This window comes from Alistipes sp. D31t1_170403_E11 (genome assembly GCF_015553985.1).
In the GTDB taxonomy this organism is placed as follows: Bacteria; Bacteroidota; Bacteroidia; order Bacteroidales; family Rikenellaceae; genus Alistipes; species Alistipes montrealensis.
On sequence record NZ_JADNHQ010000004.1, the window covers coordinates 205,320 to 223,729 of the forward strand.

General features: G+C 52.9%; 15 protein-coding genes and 1 pseudogene. 4 read left to right on the forward strand and 12 right to left on the reverse strand.

Translation table 11 applies throughout. The annotated features are described in order from the left end of the window. The 12 genes and pseudogenes from I2E69_RS10185 to I2E69_RS10235 all read right to left on the reverse strand — a co-directional run bounded on the left by I2E69_RS10185 (position 1) and on the right by I2E69_RS10235 (position 12,530). Positions 1–1,239 (reverse strand): DNA methyltransferase, encoded by a 1,239-nt coding sequence (locus I2E69_RS10185; RefSeq protein WP_195461105.1) that lies wholly within the window; start codon positions 1,237–1,239, stop codon positions 1–3. Positions 1,240–1,318: 79 nt separating this feature from the next. Further along, positions 1,319–2,470: an AAA family ATPase gene (locus tag I2E69_RS10190; protein ID WP_195461106.1), complete on the reverse strand. Its 1,152-nt coding sequence runs from the start codon at positions 2,468–2,470 to the stop codon at positions 1,319–1,321. A gap of 90 nt (positions 2,471–2,560) precedes the next feature. Next, on the reverse strand, positions 2,561–3,823 hold the full coding sequence (locus I2E69_RS10195) for a tyrosine-type recombinase/integrase (RefSeq protein ID WP_195461107.1): 1,263 nt from the start codon (positions 3,821–3,823) through the stop codon (positions 2,561–2,563). A 222-nt stretch (positions 3,824–4,045) separates the two neighbouring features. Further along, complete coding sequence (locus I2E69_RS10200) at positions 4,046–4,408, reverse strand: helix-turn-helix domain-containing protein (RefSeq protein WP_195461108.1); 363 nt, start codon at positions 4,406–4,408, stop codon at positions 4,046–4,048. Positions 4,409–4,529: 121 nt separating this feature from the next. Continuing rightward, positions 4,530–5,627: a tyrosine-type recombinase/integrase gene (locus tag I2E69_RS10205; protein WP_195461109.1), complete on the reverse strand. Its 1,098-nt coding sequence runs from the start codon at positions 5,625–5,627 to the stop codon at positions 4,530–4,532. Positions 5,628–5,639: 12 nt separating this feature from the next. After that, positions 5,640–6,254 carry a helix-turn-helix domain-containing protein gene (locus I2E69_RS15250; RefSeq protein ID WP_229095455.1) on the reverse strand — a complete coding sequence of 205 codons (615 nt, stop codon included), beginning with the start codon at positions 6,252–6,254 and terminating at the stop codon, positions 5,640–5,642. 123 nt (positions 6,255–6,377) lie between these two features. Next, positions 6,378–6,713, reverse strand: a pseudogene (locus I2E69_RS15455) (helix-turn-helix domain-containing protein); the annotation flags it as partial. Between the two features lie 267 nt (positions 6,714–6,980). Then, positions 6,981–8,336 carry a tRNA uridine-5-carboxymethylaminomethyl(34) synthesis GTPase MnmE gene (mnmE, locus tag I2E69_RS10215; protein ID WP_195461111.1) on the reverse strand — a complete coding sequence of 452 codons (1,356 nt, stop codon included), beginning with the start codon at positions 8,334–8,336 and terminating at the stop codon, positions 6,981–6,983. Beyond that, positions 8,336–9,697 carry a lytic transglycosylase domain-containing protein gene (locus tag I2E69_RS10220; protein WP_195461112.1) on the reverse strand — a complete coding sequence of 454 codons (1,362 nt, stop codon included), beginning with the start codon at positions 9,695–9,697 and terminating at the stop codon, positions 8,336–8,338. Before I2E69_RS10220 ends, mnmE begins: the two co-directional genes overlap by 1 nt. 3 nt (positions 9,698–9,700) lie before the next feature. Then, on the reverse strand, positions 9,701–10,870 hold the full coding sequence (locus I2E69_RS10225) for a DUF5683 domain-containing protein (protein WP_195461113.1): 1,170 nt from the start codon (positions 10,868–10,870) through the stop codon (positions 9,701–9,703). Positions 10,871–10,877: 7 nt separating this feature from the next. Next, on the reverse strand, positions 10,878–11,747 hold the full coding sequence (locus I2E69_RS10230; protein ID WP_195461114.1) for a ParB/RepB/Spo0J family partition protein: 870 nt from the start codon (positions 11,745–11,747) through the stop codon (positions 10,878–10,880). A 12-nt stretch (positions 11,748–11,759) separates the two neighbouring features. After that, positions 11,760–12,530 carry a ParA family protein gene (locus I2E69_RS10235; protein ID WP_195461115.1) on the reverse strand — a complete coding sequence of 257 codons (771 nt, stop codon included), beginning with the start codon at positions 12,528–12,530 and terminating at the stop codon, positions 11,760–11,762. A 113-nt stretch (positions 12,531–12,643) separates the two neighbouring features. Between I2E69_RS10235 and I2E69_RS10240 the strand changes: the two genes are divergently transcribed. The 4 genes from I2E69_RS10240 to I2E69_RS10255 are packed head-to-tail and all read left to right on the forward strand — an operon-like array spanning position 12,644 to position 18,364. After that, positions 12,644–13,549 (forward strand): CPBP family intramembrane glutamic endopeptidase, encoded by a 906-nt coding sequence (locus I2E69_RS10240; protein ID WP_195461116.1) that lies wholly within the window; start codon positions 12,644–12,646, stop codon positions 13,547–13,549. 59 nt (positions 13,550–13,608) lie between these two features. Next, on the forward strand, positions 13,609–14,499 hold the full coding sequence (locus tag I2E69_RS10245; RefSeq protein ID WP_195461117.1) for a hypothetical protein: 891 nt from the start codon (positions 13,609–13,611) through the stop codon (positions 14,497–14,499). A gap of 19 nt (positions 14,500–14,518) precedes the next feature. Beyond that, positions 14,519–15,925, forward strand: a complete 1,407-nt coding sequence (locus I2E69_RS10250; protein ID WP_195461118.1) for a peptidylprolyl isomerase — start codon at positions 14,519–14,521, stop codon at positions 15,923–15,925. A gap of 3 nt (positions 15,926–15,928) precedes the next feature. Then, positions 15,929–18,364: an OstA-like protein gene (locus I2E69_RS10255; protein WP_195461119.1), complete on the forward strand. Its 2,436-nt coding sequence runs from the start codon at positions 15,929–15,931 to the stop codon at positions 18,362–18,364. The last annotated feature ends 46 nt before the right edge of the window (positions 18,365–18,410 follow it).

Genomic DNA, 18,410 nt, shown 5'->3' on the forward strand with positions numbered 1-18,410 from the left:
TTATCGTTTTTTCATTATTACGATACTTTCATAATTCATCAATGTCCGTTTCTCTCCAGATTTACCTGTAGGGCTATTTTGACGAGGCATTCTTTTATTGGCGATCCTTCTTCTAAAAGTATCTAGATATTTAAACCCATAATTTTCAAAAAAGTCCTTTGTGATAAGATCAGTTTCCATTGTTATCCCTTTGACACATCTATTGCTCACGACATAACAAACATATCCTCCAGATTTTACAATTTCTGATATATTTCTAATGGAATTGTCATAGTCTGTATAAAATGATACGACCTCCAGTGCTCTTTTTCTATCTATGTTGCTAACAGCTTCTATATTCTGATTTAATGTGTCACTCTTAAATTGTTTGATACTAGTTTCTTGTCTTCCTCCCATTAAGGTTGTGTCTATTTTGTTGGCATTATTGATTCCCAACCATTGACAGGTTAATCTCGAGAATTGACCATATGCAACTGTAGTTCGTGAATCACCGTAAGGAGGAGAGGTTACTATAAGGTCAATGGATGATTGTGGGATTATATTTGTTGGTATTTCGTCAACAGTGTTAAAGTCATAAATAATTGATTGACTTTGGTTCTGTTTTCTATTTGCATAATCTAATAATCCTAACCGATTTTTAGCCAGTATATTCTCCATTGTCTCAAAAACGTTAGGATGAAATGTTTTCATTTTGTCTGCAGGCATTCGATATAATTTGAATTCATCGTTTCTTGTCCAGGAACAGTCTCTAATAGTTTGGCTAAATGCAACCTCAAAAAAAGATCTAATACTTTTGTCATTAAGTGCTTCAATGAATCTCTTAATTATTTCTAAATCCTCTTGAACGTATTGAGCAAACCAATAATCAATATTCTGGAACTTGTTAAATATCAAATCTTTTTTCTTGAATCCATATCGATATTGAAATAAGTAGTCATTAAATTCTTTAATGTATAAGTCTACTGTTTGTTGTTCTATGATTGTAGTTTTTGATTCTGAAATTAACCGAGCAAGAGGGTTAATATCCGTTCCTATTGCATTGATTCCTCTAAGATTTGCTTCAACTAATGAAGTCCCCGTTCCACAATATGGGTCAAATAGCGTTTTTGCAGATATACCATACTCTGCAATTAATTTGTTGGCGATCTGTGGAATCATAGTTGCAGGATAATTATGAAAGCCATGCGTCGCATATTTTGTATTTACATCCTTAAATTCCCATGTAGAATCAAAAATCATATGATAGTATAGTTATATTGCAAATATAGTAATTAAATTCTAGTAATCAGATGTTTCTGAATAAGTAATGTAACAATGCTTAGAATGTATATTTGTTACTATACATATTGCAAATCCACATTGCAAAAAGTTTTTCTGACACCGAGTAAACTTTATTGATCTCTGTGATGATATCTTTCTCCAATAATTTATTGGTTGCGGATTGAACAGAACTGGCTGATGTCAGGCTGTGGCGTTTTATAAACTCTGCAGAGGTGATGCGCTCTGCCTCTCCATCCTTGGCGATTGCGTACAGCAATTCTTTCTGCTTCTCAGGGATGTTGGATAAAATCTCCCGGAAGATCGTGTCGTTGTAGGCAATAAGGTTGTTGATTGCGGTGCGAAGCGTCTCAATGCTGCATTCATCTCCTTCCGGTGTATCAGCAAAGGCTTCATTGAAAGTTTTTTGGATGTAATAGGTGTGTCCCTTAAAGAGATTATACACTTTTTCGACATTCTTGTTGCTGATCTTTCTGTTGCGCGACTCGAAGTGTCCGACGATGAACGGAATATATATTTCCGGAGCAATCGCATTCAGCTCCATGATGTCGGCACTGTGGTAAAACGGTCGAGCTGAAGACATAAACATTTCCTGCATCATGTGGCGTTCGCTGCCGGCGAAGACGAAGTTGCAGTTGCGAATTTTTTGAATATGAGTTCGGAGCAGTGCTTCGATATTTTTCTCCGAATATTTTGCTATCTGTTGAAATTCATCGATGGCCACGATGCAAGGTTTATCTGCAGCGACCAACAGCTGGAAAATTTCTTCCAAAGTATATTCCGGTCGGTCGATGTCTCCCAGCTCGACGTTGAATGTCGGCAGTCCGGTGATCGGGTCAAATCCGAATTTCCCACTGATTGATTTGAGCGTTTGAACGAATAGCTTTGCCATCTTCTTGCTGCGGGGCAGGAGGGTTTCGTAAATCGCGCGACCGAGCAAGTAGGTAAATTCCCGCAGACTCGACGTATGCAGAATGTCGATGAAAAATGTGTAGTATTCTTTCTTAATCTCGGGTTTCTCGTAACAAAACTGAATCAGTCCTGTCTTACCCATACGGCGGGGCGAGATGATGACCATGTTGTTGCCATTGGTAAGCGACTTGATGAGCCTGGCCGACTCCTGCACCCGGTCACAGAAATAAGCTGGTTCAATCTTGCCGGTAACTATAAATGGGTTAATCTCTTTTGCCATATTTAATTTTCTTTAGGGATAAAGATAGTTATTCTATGCGGATTATGCAAATAAAATAAAAAGAAATAAGGCGTGTATATAAGGAAAACATTATTTGTGTTGTGTTCCCAGTCCTGAAATTAATGCCCCAACCTCACGTTTTTTATCTTGGTCGAAATCTGCCAGATACTTTTCTGTCGTAAGCAGGGACGTATGTCCAAGGCCTTTTGAGATATAGGCGACCGAAATATTATTCTGCATGAGAATGGTAGCCCATGTGTGCCGAGCTACGAAGGTTGTGATCCTGTTTTTGATGCCTAGTTTTTCTGCTATTTTTTTCATGGTGTTATTGATGTGTTTGATTGCTATCTTATGAACGGTCATTCTTTCGGAAGGAGACATGAATTCGTCGAAGACTCCGAAAATATAGTTGTCTCGTTTTTTTCGACCTCCGATTTTCCATTTCTCAATGATCGCTTGTGCTTGGGGTGTTAGGAAGATCTCTATTTGCACCACAGTTCTTGCCGTGTATTTTGTTTTTTCCCTTGTGAAATACAGGAACTCGTCTCGGATATTTTTCCATTTCAGGTAAAATATATCGATCATATTCATTCCGTTGCAATAAAAACTGAACAACCACATATCTCTGGCCCATGCTTCGTCCGCTGTCGGCTCGTATGAGATTAATGTTGCTAACTCCTCCCGGCTTATCGCACGTTTCGAATTTCTCGATGCCGGGATTTCATATTTATTTTGCGATCTTCTGCCGAACGGATAATTCATTGTAATCCCGTTGGACCTTGCCATATTGACTATGGCCCTCAAATGCTTCAGATGAATTCCGATCGTGGAATTACTACAATTGTGCTTTTTCATATGATGTTCGTATCTGTATAAAAACTCTACGGTTACATCGTCGAATTTGAGCCTTTTTCGGATGCCTTGTATGGATTCCATTGAGTTGCGGTATATTTCTGCCGATCCAATCCGTCCTTCTTTGTTTAATTGTGTTATTTTAGCATGATAAGTCGCATAGACATCTTTCTTATCATAGTCCGGAATTGTATATCCGAACATTCGCCGTTCAAACTCTTTGAATGAAAAATCATCGCCGAGACTTTGGATGATTTTATATGCCGATGCAAGCGTGTCGATTATGACCTCTTTTTTGGGAAGCACGGCCGAAAAAAAAGAATGGGAACTTATTTTCGCCCATTCCGCTCTTGTAGCCCGAATGTTTAACGGATAACTTTTTCGATTTTGCGAAGGGCAGTTGATAAATAACCGAAGAACATACGCTCCGGATTTGCATTGCCTCCTGAAGTCCGGCCGTATGACTGCGGATACTTTCAGGTCGAATTGATTTTTTATCATATATTAAAAATTTGTGTTTGTCCGACTCGGCACCTGACTCATCGGATAATTGCTAACCCGATTTCGGTGCGACCTTCGGATTATGAGTCAGGTGCCGCTGTTGAAAACGAGGTTCTGTGGGCTTTAAATAATGCCATTGGCCTGATATTTGACTGAATATTACCGTTTTGAGGCACATTTTTGAGGCAATTCATATCTTTTAGTCGTAGATTGTTTTTATTTTCATAAATTTCTCATGGCCGGTTTATGTCGGACCGACTGTTGCATTTGTGCTTCGATCTCGGCTTTGGTCTCGGCGATACTTTTCTTCTTGCCATTGGCGATCCATGCGAGCAGCTCATCTTCATAAAAATAGAGTCGATTACCATTTTTACAGCACGGGATTAGCCCTTTTCGAACCAGGGTGTAGATCGTCGACCGGGCTTTCATAACCACGCGGCAGGCATCTTCGATTCCGATCGGGAGGCGTTTGGATGGCAATGGCTGTCGCTGCTGCTCTAACAGCCTGCGAATGTCGTTAACTTCGGTAACCAGATAAGCCACCGCTTCGGGCAATTTTTCGAATGTGAGTACTGTCTGTTCCATAGAAAACCCTTTATAATCAAATAGAGGGCGGCTACAGAAATGTTTACAAAAATCATTTATTCAATTTTTGCATCGTTATAACACAATTGTATAACGATGCAAAAATTCGTATAATGACAAATTATTTCAGTGAAATCCGATTCGCCGACTCGCGCTTCTTTTCGTTGACCAGCTCGGCATAAATCTGCGTCGTCGAGACATTTTTGTGGGTGAGCATTTTGCTGACGGTAAAGATGTCCGTGCCCAATGCAATCTGGAGGGTGGCGAAGGTGTGGCGGAAACAATGGAAGGTAATGTTGCGTTCGATCCCCGCCGTGCGAATCCACTTTTGCAGCGGATGCTGTGTCATCGAGCGTTCCAGTCCTTTGAACACCTTTCCCGTACCCGGTTCCCCGCAGTATTCCAACGCTTCGTCGCTGACGGGCAGCGTCGCCTCGGTTTCTGTCTTCTCGGTGCGGATGCGCATCCACCAACCTCCGTCAGAAGCTTGGGATATGTGTTTCCATTCGAGTTGGAGTATATCGCTGATCCGAAGCCCTGTGAAGCAGGAGAAGATCGCCGCGTGTCGGAGAATCGGAATGTTGCAGGGCGTATCGGCTAGCCGCTTCAGTTCGTCGAGGGTCAGGAACTCGCGCCGAGTGTCCTCGTACTCGATTTTTTCGAGAAAATCGTTGACGTTCTCGCGGATCAGCTTGTCGCGGTAGGCGATCTTCAGCAGGGCACGAAAGGTCGAGAAGTATCCTGCGGCGGAATTGCATTTCATCTTCTTGCTGCGGAACTTGAGTTGGTGTGTGGTCAGCAGGTAACCGCGGAAACGGCGGCACAGGTCGATCGTCACCTCCCCGAACGAACACTTGCCGCCACAGAATTTTTCGAAATGTTTGTAGACCATCCGCCATTTGGGGTCTTTCTTTAGGGCGATGCTTCGGAAGAAATCGAGAAAGTCGGCTTTGAGTTTGTGCTTGTCCAAAAAGCCGAACTCCTCGTTGATGCACGACTGCACCCTCACCGATCGGATCGCTTCGGCTTTGTAGAGCATTTCCCGGTTGTAGTCGCGCTGAATTTCGTTCTGTGGATTCTGGTAGATGTAAATCCCTAAATACTCCTTGTGAACGAGTTTCATGGTCGCTTTGCAGCGGATCGGCGGGTAGAAATCGAGGTAGAGCGATTCGCGTCCGTTGGTGATCGGCTTGTGACGTAAGGTTACTTTTGTTCCCATCGTTTTTATGTATTAAATTGTGATTGGTTGTTCGAAAATGGCGTCCAGTTCCGGCTTTGATATTTTGATGTAGCGCCCATCTTTGATCTTCGGTATGTCGTTATACCGGATGTGATGATAGAGTGTGTCCCGCGTCAGGTTGTATTTTGCCATGACTTCCTCGACGGTGTAGTACTCCGACACGAGCTGCTTCTCGCGGACAAGCCGGTCGAAATGTTCCTTGGAGTAATAGCCTTTGTTGCCGCGCCGGATTTTCGGGATCGGATTTTTATAGATTAGATTCGACACATAACCCGGTGCGAAGTTGTAGAGTGCCACGATGTCGTTCATGCTGTACCACTCTTTGATCTCAGGATCGGGACGGCGCATTTTGAGGTGCTGATCCGTATGTGATTTCGAGTAGTAGGTCTTGCCGCGGCTCTTCTTACGGGGAATGCCGTACTCCGAGGTGAAGGAGTAGACCGCTGAGACGCTCATGTTGTATTTCTCCCGAATCTCTTCCACGGTGTACCATTCGGCAACCTGCGGATCGGGGAGTTTGCGGGCAAAATGGCGGTCGATATGCTTTTTGCTGTAAATGGTTTTTCCCTGGCTGAGTACCTTGGGAATTTGTTTTGCAATTGCCATATTATATACAGTGGATTCGGATACTTCGAATTTTTCCGTAATTTCTTGCATTGTATAAAATTCGGTGATCGGGGCTCTGTTTACAGGCATTACTTCGTATGGTTCTGCATTGGCGAACAGAGCATCGATATCCTTTTTGCGGATAAAGATTTTCCGGTTGAGCCGCACACACCGGAACTTTCCGGTCGCGCAATAGCGATGAACCGTTGCTCGGCTTATTCCCATCATATTCGCGACCTCCTGACAGCCCATATACTCTTTTGACATTAGAATAGGTTGTATGGGAGCCGGAGAGGTGGCAAACTCCGGGAGATTTTGCCCAATATCTCGTCGGCGGTGATCTCTCTTGTAATGGCGCCGAGAACATGTGTGGGAGCAAAATCTTGTTACAGTGGTCTTTGCGATAAACCGTCGGCCGCAGAACTCGCAAATGCGCTCGATTCGTAGGTTACTACTCATAATGGCTCCGATAAAGGTTCCCGATTGTGTTGCTGCTCCGACCTCTACGTCGCACCTCGTATCGGCTCGTCTCAATTTTCCAGAACCTCGGAGACGGAACCGAGCACCCCTGCAGACATTGGGGCTCGGGGGAGAAACGGGGGTGAAAAAAGTACGCAAGATTGCATATGCAATCGTAGCGACGATAAAGTGCAAACGCTGTTAGGCGCTCTGAATGAGCGCCTAAGTAATCGTTACTGAGTGTTGTTGATCGTTGGTTATCGGCTTCTATTTGCCGATGCAAAATTTCGAAAAGATGTTTTGCAGGATTTCATCGGGGGCGATGGCGCCGCGGCCGGTGATGGCGCTGAGGTGGGTGATGACCTGGCGGATTTCTTCGCTCAGCAGATCGGTCGGTAGGCTGTTCGCGAGGCCGTCGAGGGCGTGGCCCAACGCTTCGCAGGCCGCCGTGAGCGCCTCGTAGTGGCGGCTGTTCGAAACGACCGGGTCGCCGTGGTAGAGCGCTTCGGTGTCGACGGCGCAGCGCAGGGCGTCGCACAGGGTGTCGATGCCTTTACCTTGTTTCGCCGAGATGCCGATGGCCCCTTCAGGCAGTTGCAACGCTGCGGGGGCTTTGTCGAGTTTATTGATTACGGTCAGGAGTTTCTGATCGGGCCGAAGCGGGAAACCGGGGGCGGGAACAGGCCCTGCGAGTGTCGATGCGTCGACCATGTGAATGACGATCTGCGCCCGTTCGATGCTCGACATCGTGCGTTCGATCCCCATGCGTTCGAGGCGGTCGTCGGTCGAGCGGATTCCGGCCGTGTCGAGGAACCTGAAGAGCACGCCGCCGATGTTGGCGTACTCTTCGATCACGTCGCGCGTGGTTCCGGCGATCTCCGAGACCATGGCGCGCTCCTCATTCAAAAGGCGGTTCAGCAGCGTCGATTTTCCGACGTTCGGGGCTCCGGCAATGGCTACGGCGACACCCTCCTTGATGGCGTTGCCCAGCGAAAACGAACTGCGCAGGCGGTCGATCTCCGCAGCGATGCGCAGCATCGTTTCGCGCAGAGCCGTCCGGTCGGCGAACTCCACGTCTTCTTCCGAAAAGTCGAGCTCGAGCTCGAGCAGCGAGGTCAGGTTCAACAATTTTCCGCGCAGGGCTTCGAGCTCTTCGGAGTATCCGCCGCGCATCTGTGTCGAGGCCAGCGCATGTGCGGCCCGCGACGACGAGGCGATCATGTCGGCGACGGCTTCGGCCTGCGAGAGGTCGAGTTTTCCGGCCAGGTAGGCGCGGATGGTGAATTCGCCCGGCTGGGCCATGCGTCCGCCTGCGGCGGTCAGCAGGCGAAGGATTTCAGAGACGATGTAAGAGGAACCGTGGCACGAGATTTCGACCGAATCTTCGCCCGTATAGGAGTGCGGAGCGCGGAAAACGGTCGCCAGTACGTCGTCGATCACGCGGTCGCCGTCGGCGATCGTACCGTAATGCACGGTATACCCGTCGGCTTCGGCCAACGGCCGACGGCCGCGGAATATCCGGTCGCAGACGGCAAAGGCCTCTCCGCCGCTGATGCGGATGACGGCAATGGCCCCTCCGGCGGCGGTTGCAGGGGCGACGATGGTATCGTGATCGGTATTCATTACCTGCCTTCGATGCGGAGTTTTTGTCCGATGCGGAGTTTGTGGGCGCTCTTGAGGTTGTTCCAGCGCATGATCTGCGTCGTGGTCACGCGGTAGCGGCGGGCGATGGCGCCCAGCGTGTCGCCCTTCTTGACCACATAGACCGATCCGCTGCGCTCCTGGCGTTTCTTGTCGAGGTTGGCCGGGTTGATGTATTCCTTGAGGTACATCGAGTCTTTGGCGTAGATTTCAGGCTCGTGGGCGATGTATTGCATGACATAACGCTGCGGCAGGACCAGTGCATAGGATTTGGTCGTCGCCGGGATGATGTCGAGTTTGTATTGCGGATTGAGCTGGCGCAGGGTTTCGATCGGCAGGTCGATCGTCGAGGAGATCTGTTCCAGGTGCATCAGTTTGTTGATCCGGACCGTGTCCACCGAGAGCGGAATCGGGGCTTCGGTCGGTTCGATGCCGTGCTGGCGGTGGTAGGCGTAGGCATATGATGCGCCGATGAAGGCGGGCACATAGCCACGTGTCTCGCGGGGCAGGTAGTCGTAAATCTCCCAGAAATTCTTGCCGCCCGAACGGGCGATGGCTTTGTTGACATTGCCCGGGCCGCAGTTGTAGGCGGCGATGGCCAGCGACCAGTCGTTATAGATGGCGAAGAGGTCTTTCAGGTAGCGGCAGGCGGCCTGCGTGGCGCGGTAGGGATCGCGGCGTTCGTCGACGAGCGAGTTGATTTCGAGTCCGTAGCTCTTGCCGGTCGTGGGCATGAACTGCCACAGTCCGACGGCTCCCATGGGCGATACGGCTGTCGTGGAGAGCGCCGACTCGATGATCGGCAGTGCGCGCAGTTCGACGGGCAGCCCTTCGCGGAGCAGTTCCTCCTCGATGATCGGAAAATAGTATTGCGACATGCCGAGGATGCGGCTGATCGTTCCGTAGCGGGAGTTGGTGTATCGGTTGATGTACCCCTTTACGATGCTGTTGTAGGGGAACTGGATCGGCGACGCGAGGTCGAGCAGCCTCCGGGCATAGACCGAGTCGGGCGTGTTGTCCATGACCTCGGTGGAATCTTCGAGGATGTATTGTTTGAAAAACTCGCTGTAAGCGTCCTGTCGCTGGCGCTCACGCCATGCAGCCAGCAGCGAATCGGTTTGTTCGGGGGTGAATCCCAGCGTCATGTCGTTGACGATGGGTTCTTCCGCAGGTTCTGGCTCAGGCTGGGGTGCGGGGACCTTTTCCACTTCGGGAACGGCTGCCGGGACGGCGGTTTCGGTCTGGGCTTTTTTGTCGCGTTTTTTCTTGCGGGGGCTGCGGTCGAGGGCCGACGCCGACGCGGCGACAGCGAGAAGCAGCACTATGGTCAGGAGTTTCTTCATCGTCTAAAATTTGAGGCTCAGGTTGAAGCCGAATACCGGGCGGTTGCTTCCGAGATTGGGGATGTAAGTGTAATCCACCAGCGGTTCGAGGTTCATCGAGAGGTCGTCCGAGATGTCGTAGTCTTTCAGGTGGGCATCGACATGGGCGTCGACGATCTGCAGGACGTACAGCGCGCCCGAGAGGATGATACACAGGTCGCGGTTGCGCCGGTAGTTGTTCCTCAGGTTGCGGATGTAGGAGGCCGAGTAGCGGCCCTGGAACTCGTCGGTAGGGCCGTTGGGGTATTTGTCGGGATTCTTCTCGTAGTCGCTCAGCAGGTTGTAGGCCTTCTTGAAACGCTGGTAACCGCGGTTGTTCCAGTCGATACAGTAGATCATCGAGGCGAATCCGCCGATGACGAACGGCACTTTCCAGTAGCTTTTGTTGTAAATCTGTCCCGCGCCGGGGAAGATGCAGGCCAGCGTGGTGGCTTTTTTGACATCCGACACGTCATTGGTCTTGTAACTCACCGCCGCATCGCCGATGAAATAGATGTACGAGGCGATCGTGACGCCCAGGTACATCTGCCGCCGCGTGTTGCTGCGGATCATTTTGGACTGGAGGGCGTCGAGTTCGGGCGTACGCGAAAGGTTCGCATCCGTATAGGATTCGAATTCGCGTTTGAGCGGTTTGTAGGTCTTGTTCTCGTGGATGTAAAGCCCCAGTCCGGTTCCCACCAGTCCGTAGAGGATCGGCAGTTTCCAATATTGCTTGTTGTAAATCTGTCCGTAGCCGGGGATTACGGTCGAAATCCAGCAGACTTTGGAAAGCGACATCGAGTCGCTTATGAACCAGCCTTTTTTGTAGACGAGGGGCTTGGCCGCCGTGTCGATGCCCTGTCGTACGGCGTCGAAGCGCGCCAGGGCCACCGAGTCGAGGAAGTGCAGGTCGTCGGTACGCAGGGCTGCGACGGCTGCCGAGTCGGCGGCGTAGTCGAGTGCCGCTATCGAGTCTATCTGCTGCACAAGATCTGCCAGACGGAGCGAGTCGCGCCGGCCTTTGAGTGAATCCGGTTTTTCGAACTGGCCGCCGCGGACGACGGTACGCGCGCCGCGATGGAGCTGCGCCCCGGCAGGCAGCCACAGCGTGAGGGCTGCGACGAGGAGCAGAAGTCTGAACCGGATTGTCACCATATGATTATCAAGAGCGTTTTGCGAAACGTTCGATGAACTCTTCGATGTCCTTGTCGTTGCTGAAGCCGATGACGATTTTGCCGCCGCCGTTCTTCGTCCGTTTGATCGCTATCTCCTGGGAGAAGAACTTTTCGAGTTGTTCGACCAGTTTCAGGTAGCTTTCGGGATACTCTTCGTCCTCCACATTCTGTGCCTCTTTGGCCGGGGAGTCGGAGAGCGTGCGGACCAGTTCTTCGATCTGCCGTACCGAAAGACCCTTTTTGATACACTTTTTCAGCATGCGCAACTGCTCTTCGGCAGGTGCTCCGGCAATGGCTTTGGCGTGCCCCATCGAGATCAGGCCCTCTTTGAGCGCCAATTGGACTTCGTCGGGGAGTTTTAGCAGGCGCAGGTAGTTCGATACCGACGAACGTTTCTTGCCTACCTTCTCCGACAGGGCGTCCTGTGTGAGGTTGCACTCGTCGATCAGGCGCTGCATGCCCAGCGCGATTTCGATGGCGTTGAGGTCCTGCCGCTGGATATTCTCCACGAGGGCCATGGCGTGCAGGTTTTCGTCGTCCACCTCGCGGATGTAGGCCGGGAGGGTCCGCAGGTCGGCGCGCTGCGCGGCCCGCCAGCGGCGTTCGCCGCTGATGATGATGTATTTGCCGTCGTCGGATTTCTTCACCGTCACGGGCTGGATGACCCCTAACTGGCGGATCGAATCGGCCAGTTCGTCGAGGGCCTCCTCGTCGAACTGCGTGCGCGGCTGCGTGGGGTTGGGTATGATGTCGGCGATTTCAATTTCGGCCATCTGGCTCATCGGTTTGAGCTTGGCATCCACGGGGTCGCTGCCGAAAATGGCGTCGAGCCCGCGTCCTAATCCCTTCTGTTTCATATCGGTATTTGTTTATTTACTGCTTTTGCGGTTGCGTTTCAAAAACTCCCGGGCCAGGGCCAGGTAGTTCTCCGAGCCGACGGCCCCTGCGTCGTAAAGCATCACGGGCTTGCCGTGCGAGGGGGCTTCTCCCAAACGGATATTACGCTGGATTATTGTGTCGTAGGCCAGGGAACCGAAGTGCTCCCGTACCTCGGTCACCACCTGGTTGTTCAGGCGGTTGCGCATGTACATCGTCAGCACGAAGCCTTCGATGTCGAGCCCGGGGTTCAGGCCGCTCTTGACTTTGCGGATGGTGTTCAGGAGTTTGGAGAGGCCTTCCAGGGCGAGGTATTCGCACTGCACGGGGATCAGCACCGTGTCGGCGGCGGTGAGGATGTTGACCGTGGTGTAACCCAGCGACGGCGAGCAGTCGATGAAGATGTAGTCGAACTTCTCGCGCACCGAGTCGACGATGCGTTTCATCACGTGATGGGCGTTCTCCATTTTCGGCAGTTCGGTATCCGCAGCCACCAGGTCGATCGACGAGGGGAGGACCCAGAGTTTCTTGACATCGGGGCTGGCGAGGATCACCTCCTCGGCCTGTTTCTGTCCGGCGATACACTCGTAGATGCCTTCGAGGTTGATATCGAAGCCCAGTCCCGAGGTGGCGTTCGCCTGCGGATCGGCGTCCAGCAGCAGCACTTTTTTGCCCAGCAGGGCCAGCGAAGCCGCTAAGTTGATGGCCGTTGTGGTTTTGCCCACGCCGCCTTTCTGATTGGCTAATGCGATTACCTTTGCCATGTTTGAATTGGTTTATAAGCAGGCAAATTTAATGAAATTAAATGGAAATCCATAACCGTTGCGGAAAATTGCTTATCTTTGGAGACGGAATGAATTGATAGTTACACGATACTATGGAAGAAAAAAAAACGCCGGCTTCCGCAGCGGAGTCCGCAGCCCCGGGACAGATCCCTGAAACGGCAATGGCGGAGGACGGTTCGAACCGCCGGAAATTCCCGACAGTGGGCGATATGCTGGCCATGCTGGGCATCGCCCTCGGGGCGCAGATCGTCGTAGGAACCGTGGCGGTGGTCTTCATGATCTTCGCCGGCTACGGGTTCGATTTCAAATCGCTCGAACCTGAGGCCATGGGCAAGTTGATGGCCGTGCTCTATTTCGGGTCGATGTCGCTGACGCTGCTGGGCCTCCTCTATTATCGTCGCGCGCGCGGCGGCCGCGGAACGTGGGCCCGTTTTTCGGCCCGGGGGCTCAATCCCGCGCTGCTGCTGTGGGCCTTCGTGCTGATCTTCGCCGTCGGTGTGGTGCTCGAACCCTTGCTGCGGCTGCTTCCCGAGCTGTCGCTCAATGTGGGGCGCGGGTTCTGGACCATCCTTTCGCTGGTCGTCTTCGCCCCGGTTTTCGAAGAGTTGATTTGCCGCGGCATCGTGTTGGGCTCGCTGCGTGACAAGTTCGGCGTGACTACTGCGTGGCTCGTTTCGTCGCTCTTTTTCGGGGTGCTGCACGGCCAGCCCGTGCAGGTGATCAGCGCCACGGTCATCGGCCTGGTGCTGGGTTACGTCTACCTGGCGACCGATTCGCTGTGGTCCGTGATGATTCTCCATGCCCTGAACAATGCGGTGGCCTACCTGGCGATGGCCACCGGGCACGGCAATGCGCTGCTGATCGATATGGTGGGCAGCGGGACGCTTTACGTGCTGATATACATTGCGGCGCTGGCGCTCTCCGCCGTTTCGGGCTATATGATGGTGCGCACGTTGCGGCGCATAAAGGAGACGGAGAAAAATCCGTCTGCGGCGTAATAATCCGCCCCTGCACTGCGTTACTTACAAGTAAAAAACGTATCTTTGCCCTTCGGAATATGAATTTGCGAGCGAAAATAGCGGTCGCGGCAGGTGTGCTGCTGCTGGCGGGTTGCCGGGAGCTGCCGCGTTATTTTGCCAGCGACACGACCATTGCGCGTGCCGGAGGCAAGGACCTGCGGCTGGGCGACGTGCGTTCGGTGGTCCCGCAGGGGCTTACCGGCGACGACAGTGCAGCCTTTATGAAGGTTTATATCGACCGCTGGGTGCTCAAGCAACTGAAATTGCAGGAGGCCGAGATGCTCTTTTCTTCCTCGGCGGAGGATATCGAGAAGATGGTGGAGGAGTATCGCCAGGCGCTGTTGATCCGCCAGTTGGACCAGCACTATGTCGACCGTTTGGTCGATACGGTGTTTACCGCCGACGAGATCGCGGAGTATTATAACGCCCACAAGGCCGATTTTAAGTTGGACCGCACGATCGTCAAAGGACGCATCGTCCGTTTCAACGAAGGTTACCGGCAGGCCGCGAAGCTCAAAACGCTGATGGGGGCCCGCTCGGAGGCGCAGCAGCAGGATTTCAGGGATATTTGCGAAAAGAATAATTTCACGGTCGACGATTTTCGCGATCAGTGGATCGACTTCCCGGAGTTCCTGAGTTTCCTGCCGACGTTGCGTTCGCAGAGCTACGACTCGGTGCTGGCGACGAATGCCGTCCAGGAGATGCGCGACAGCCATGCACACTACTATTTCCAGATCGATGCCGTGCTGCGCGAGGGTGAGCCGATTCCGCTCGAACGGCTGCGCGGGACGATCCGCCGCATCCTGTTCAACCAGCGCAAGGGCGAGATTATCCGCGGTCACGAGGAGGAGCTTTACAACCGGGCTGCGGAGGCCGGCGAAGTGAAGGTTTTCGCCGATGAAAAAGCAAAGAAAGAAAAAGACAAATAAAACGATAAACGAAATCAAGATGTTGAAAAAAGGTATAATGGCCGTGGCGCTCGCCCTGCTGTTCGCAGGCGCCCTTGCACAGAAACGGCAGGTGATGCTCGACAAGGTGGTAGCCGTAGTGGGCGGGTCGTCGATCCTCTACTCCGAGGTGGACGACTATGCGCGCCAACTGACCGAACAGCGCCGCCAGGAGGGTTACACCTCCGACCGCGACCCGATGAACGAGGCGCTCGAGGCGCTCATGACCCAGAAACTGCTCTACAACCAGGCCCAGATCGACTCGGTGAAGGTCAACGATGCCGACATTATGTCGCGTGTCGAGGAGCAGGTGCAGCAGATGGTCGAGACCGAAGGGTCGATCACCCTGCTGGAGTCCAAGCACCACATGCCGATCTTCAACATTCGCGAGATCATGCGCCAGCGCTACGAAGAGCAGGCCTACGCCAATGCGATGCAGACCGAAGTGGTGGACAAGGTGTCGGTAATCCCGGGCGAGGTGGAACGCTTTTACAAGTCGATTTCGAAGGACAGCCTTCCGCTGGTCGCCGACCAATACGTTTATGCGCAGATTACCAAGTTTCCCAAGTCGATGACCGCTGCCAAGCAGCGCACCCGCGAACGGCTGATCGACATGCGCGAGCGTGTCATCACGGGCAAGGCCAAATTCGAAAACCTCGCCCGCATGTATTCGCAGGACCCGGGTACGATGATGCGCGGCGGCGAGATGGACCCCTCGACGATCGAACAGCTCGATCCTGCATTCGGTGCGGCGCTGGAAAAGATGCGTCCCGGACAGATTTCCGAAGTGGTCGAGTCGCAGTTCGGTTTCCACATCATTCAGTTGCTCGACAAGCGCGGGCGGCTCTATCATTTCCGCCACATCCTGCTCCGCCCGGTTTACACGACCGAGGAACTGGGCGGTTCGCTCAATACGCTCGACAGTCTCGTCAAACTGATCCGCAAGGATTCGATCACCTTCGAGAAGGCCGCACTGCTCTATTCGGACGATGCCCAGTCGAAGATGAACGGCGGTATCGTCTCGAACCACGACATCCTGGAGCGTTTCAACGCCTTCGACGCCAAACTGACCGTCACGAAATTCCTCAAGGAGGACTTCGGCCGCTTCAAGAGCCTCGACGACTATAATGCCCTGAACCGGCTGAAGCCCGGCGAGATTTCGGAGGCCTATCTTACCGAAGACATGCTCGGCAACCAGATGGCCAAGATTGTCAAACTGGTCGAGATAATCCCGACGCATACGGCTTCGCTCAACGAAGACTACCTGCGGCTCGAAGAGATGGCTTTGCAGGACAAGCAGGAACGCGTCTTCAAGGAGTGGCTTTCGAAGAAGATCGACGGCATGTATGTCTACATCACGCCCGAATTCCGCGAAGGGGACTTCGAGAACAAACATTGGGTGAAGTAGGCTGTGCGCAGGCTCTTGTCCATAGCCGTTGTGGTGCTGGCCGTCGCTGCGGTTGCGGCGCGCGGCAGCATGCAGCAGGCTCCGGAGCAGGAGGGCGAGAAAAAACTCATCGACCTCAAATCGGACCTGATGGGTCCCATCGCGCCGGGCGATTCGGTGGTTTTCCTGGTTGGAAACTTCGCCGCACAGCATAACGGCGCAGTCATAACGTGCGATTCCGCCGTGCGTTATTCGGACATGCGCATCGAGTTTTTCGGTCATGTGCTGATCAACAAGAATACCACGTATATTTACGGTGACCGAGCCGAATACGACGGTAACCTGAACGAGGCCCGGGTCTACTCCGATATCGTTAAGGTCGTCGACGGCGACGCTACGCTCTACACCTATAAATTCCTGTTCAATACCAAGGAGAACGTCGGCGAATTCGACAACGGCGGGGTGATGATCAACCGCGAGAACCTGCTCGAATCCGTCCGCGGCTTTTACTATGCCGATACGAAGGAGCTGATTGCCGTCGACCGTGTCGAAATGCGCAACGACGAATATGAACTTAAAGGCGACTCGGTGGTCTACAATATGGCTACCGACAACGCCTTTTTCTTTGAACGGACCAATATCTGGAACAAGGACGGCGATTACCTCTATGCCGATCGTGGTTCCTACGACAAGGCCGATACGCTTTACATCGTTACGCGCAACGGCTATATCCTGACCGAGAAGCAGGAAATCTGGAGCGACAGCCTCGATTTTTACCGTGCCAAGGACCACGTGATCCTGCGCCACGATTTGCAGTTGGACGACACCGAGCACAAGGTGATCGCCTTCGGCGACTATGGCGAATACTGGAAGGAACCGGGCAATGCCGTCCTCACGCGCCGTCCTTCGGTGGTGAGTTACGACCTCTCGCAGGGCGATTCGCTCTTCATGCGTGCCGACTCGATGTTCCTCTTTACGATCAATGAAAATGCCCTGCGCCGGGCCGCTGTGGCCGCCAAAGCCGATTCGCTGGCGCGCCTGAAAACCGATTCCGCCGCCGTCGGAATCTTGCAGCACCGGGCCGATTCGCTCCCGGGCAGCCATCCTGCGGTGGATTCGCTTGGAAGGCCGGTTTTGCCGGAGCCGGGTTCCGGTTCGGTCGAGGGAGTCGATTCGCTGGGCCGTTCGGAGGTTCCCGACTTGTTGCAGAATGCCGCTGTCGCCGATTCGCTGGCCGCTCCGGCCATCAATCCGCTCGATACGCTGGTCGGCGACGCCCGGAAAGCCTACCTGAAGGAGCAGGCCGATAAACTGAAAGCGGCCCAGAAGGCTGCCGCTGCCAAGGCCAAGAAAGAAAAGCTGGAGCAAATTGCCCAGAAACGCCAGGAAAAAACCACGGCCAAACTGCTTGCGCAGAAAGAGCGCGAAGAGAAACGCCTCGCGGCGCGAAAGCTTAAGGCCGAGTCGAAGCTCCGTGCCCGCCAGGCCCGTGCAGCTCGCAAGGGGAAGCCGATTCCGGCAGATTCTACGGCATTGCGTGAGATTGATTCGCTGATCGGGCGCAACGCTATGGAGCAGGATTCGTTGCTGATGCAGATGTCCGATTCGTTGGCCGCAGACTCGTTGGCGATGCTGATTCCGGCCGACTCGGTCGATTCGCTCACCGAATCTGCCGACTCGATTTACCGCCTGATGAAGGGTTTCCGCGATGTGCGCATCTTCCGTTCGGATTTCCAGGCGGTCTGCGATTCGATGACGGCCATCAGCACCGACTCGACGATCCACCTCTACATTGATCCCGTGCTGTGGAACCAGGGCAACCAGATCACCTCCAACGTGATGGATATATTCACCGAGAACCAGCAGGTTACGCATGCCGAGTTTATCGGCAGCCCGATGATGGTTTCCCAACTCGATACGGTCCATTACAACCAGGTGGCCGGCAAGCAGATGACGGCATGGTTCCACGACAATGAAATCTACCGCAACGACGTGAACGGCAATGCCCAGACGATTTACTACATGCAGGACGGCGAACCGCCCGAGATTACGGGCATGGGCGTCATCGAGAGCGGCGACTGTTCGTTCTACATCGAGGACAAGCAGGTCGTGACGATCGTCTACCGCAAGGATCCCGACTGGAACATCTATCCGATGGACAAGATTCCCGCGGATCAGGAACTCTACCTCAAAGGTTTCAAGTGGGAGGGGGCGCGGCGTCCGACGACGCAGCGCGCCGTCTTCGACCGCAGGATACGGCCCTCGCTGCGCGAGGAAAAATCGCAGCTCGAACATCCCGCTTTCCCCCTGATGAAGGCCCTCGAAGAGCATAAGAAAAAGCTGATCGGGGAGCGCCGCTGGGCCGACCGTATCGATCAGGTCGATCCCGCTACCGTGGAGTGGATGCGGGCGTTGGGATTTGAGGTGGGGCAACCCCGCGAGTCCGGACCGAAACTCTGACCGGACGTTTTCGGATTCCGTCATAAAAAAGGCGAAATGTAAAAAG

Bases quoted from the DNA above. Each gene is read 5' to 3' on its own strand.
- I2E69_RS10185 (WP_195461105.1), bottom strand. From the start codon at position 1,239: ATGATTTTTGATTCTACATGGGAATTTAAGGATGTAAATACAAAATAT.
- I2E69_RS10190 (WP_195461106.1), bottom strand. From the start codon at position 2,470: ATGGCAAAAGAGATTAACCCATTTATAGTTACCGGCAAGATTGAACCA.
- I2E69_RS10195 (WP_195461107.1), bottom strand. From the start codon at position 3,823: ATGATAAAAAATCAATTCGACCTGAAAGTATCCGCAGTCATACGGCCG.
- I2E69_RS10200 (WP_195461108.1), bottom strand. From the start codon at position 4,408: ATGGAACAGACAGTACTCACATTCGAAAAATTGCCCGAAGCGGTGGCT.
- I2E69_RS10205 (WP_195461109.1), bottom strand. From the start codon at position 5,627: ATGGGAACAAAAGTAACCTTACGTCACAAGCCGATCACCAACGGACGC.
- I2E69_RS15250 (WP_229095455.1), bottom strand. From the start codon at position 6,254: ATGGCAATTGCAAAACAAATTCCCAAGGTACTCAGCCAGGGAAAAACC.
- mnmE (WP_195461111.1), bottom strand. From the start codon at position 8,336: ATGAATACCGATCACGATACCATCGTCGCCCCTGCAACCGCCGCCGGA.
- I2E69_RS10220 (WP_195461112.1), bottom strand. From the start codon at position 9,697: ATGAAGAAACTCCTGACCATAGTGCTGCTTCTCGCTGTCGCCGCGTCG.
- I2E69_RS10225 (WP_195461113.1), bottom strand. From the start codon at position 10,870: ATGGTGACAATCCGGTTCAGACTTCTGCTCCTCGTCGCAGCCCTCACG.
- I2E69_RS10230 (WP_195461114.1), bottom strand. From the start codon at position 11,747: ATGAAACAGAAGGGATTAGGACGCGGGCTCGACGCCATTTTCGGCAGC.
- I2E69_RS10235 (WP_195461115.1), bottom strand. From the start codon at position 12,530: ATGGCAAAGGTAATCGCATTAGCCAATCAGAAAGGCGGCGTGGGCAAA.
- I2E69_RS10240 (WP_195461116.1), top strand. From the start codon at position 12,644: ATGGAAGAAAAAAAAACGCCGGCTTCCGCAGCGGAGTCCGCAGCCCCG.
- I2E69_RS10245 (WP_195461117.1), top strand. From the start codon at position 13,609: ATGAATTTGCGAGCGAAAATAGCGGTCGCGGCAGGTGTGCTGCTGCTG.
- I2E69_RS10250 (WP_195461118.1), top strand. From the start codon at position 14,519: ATGTTGAAAAAAGGTATAATGGCCGTGGCGCTCGCCCTGCTGTTCGCA.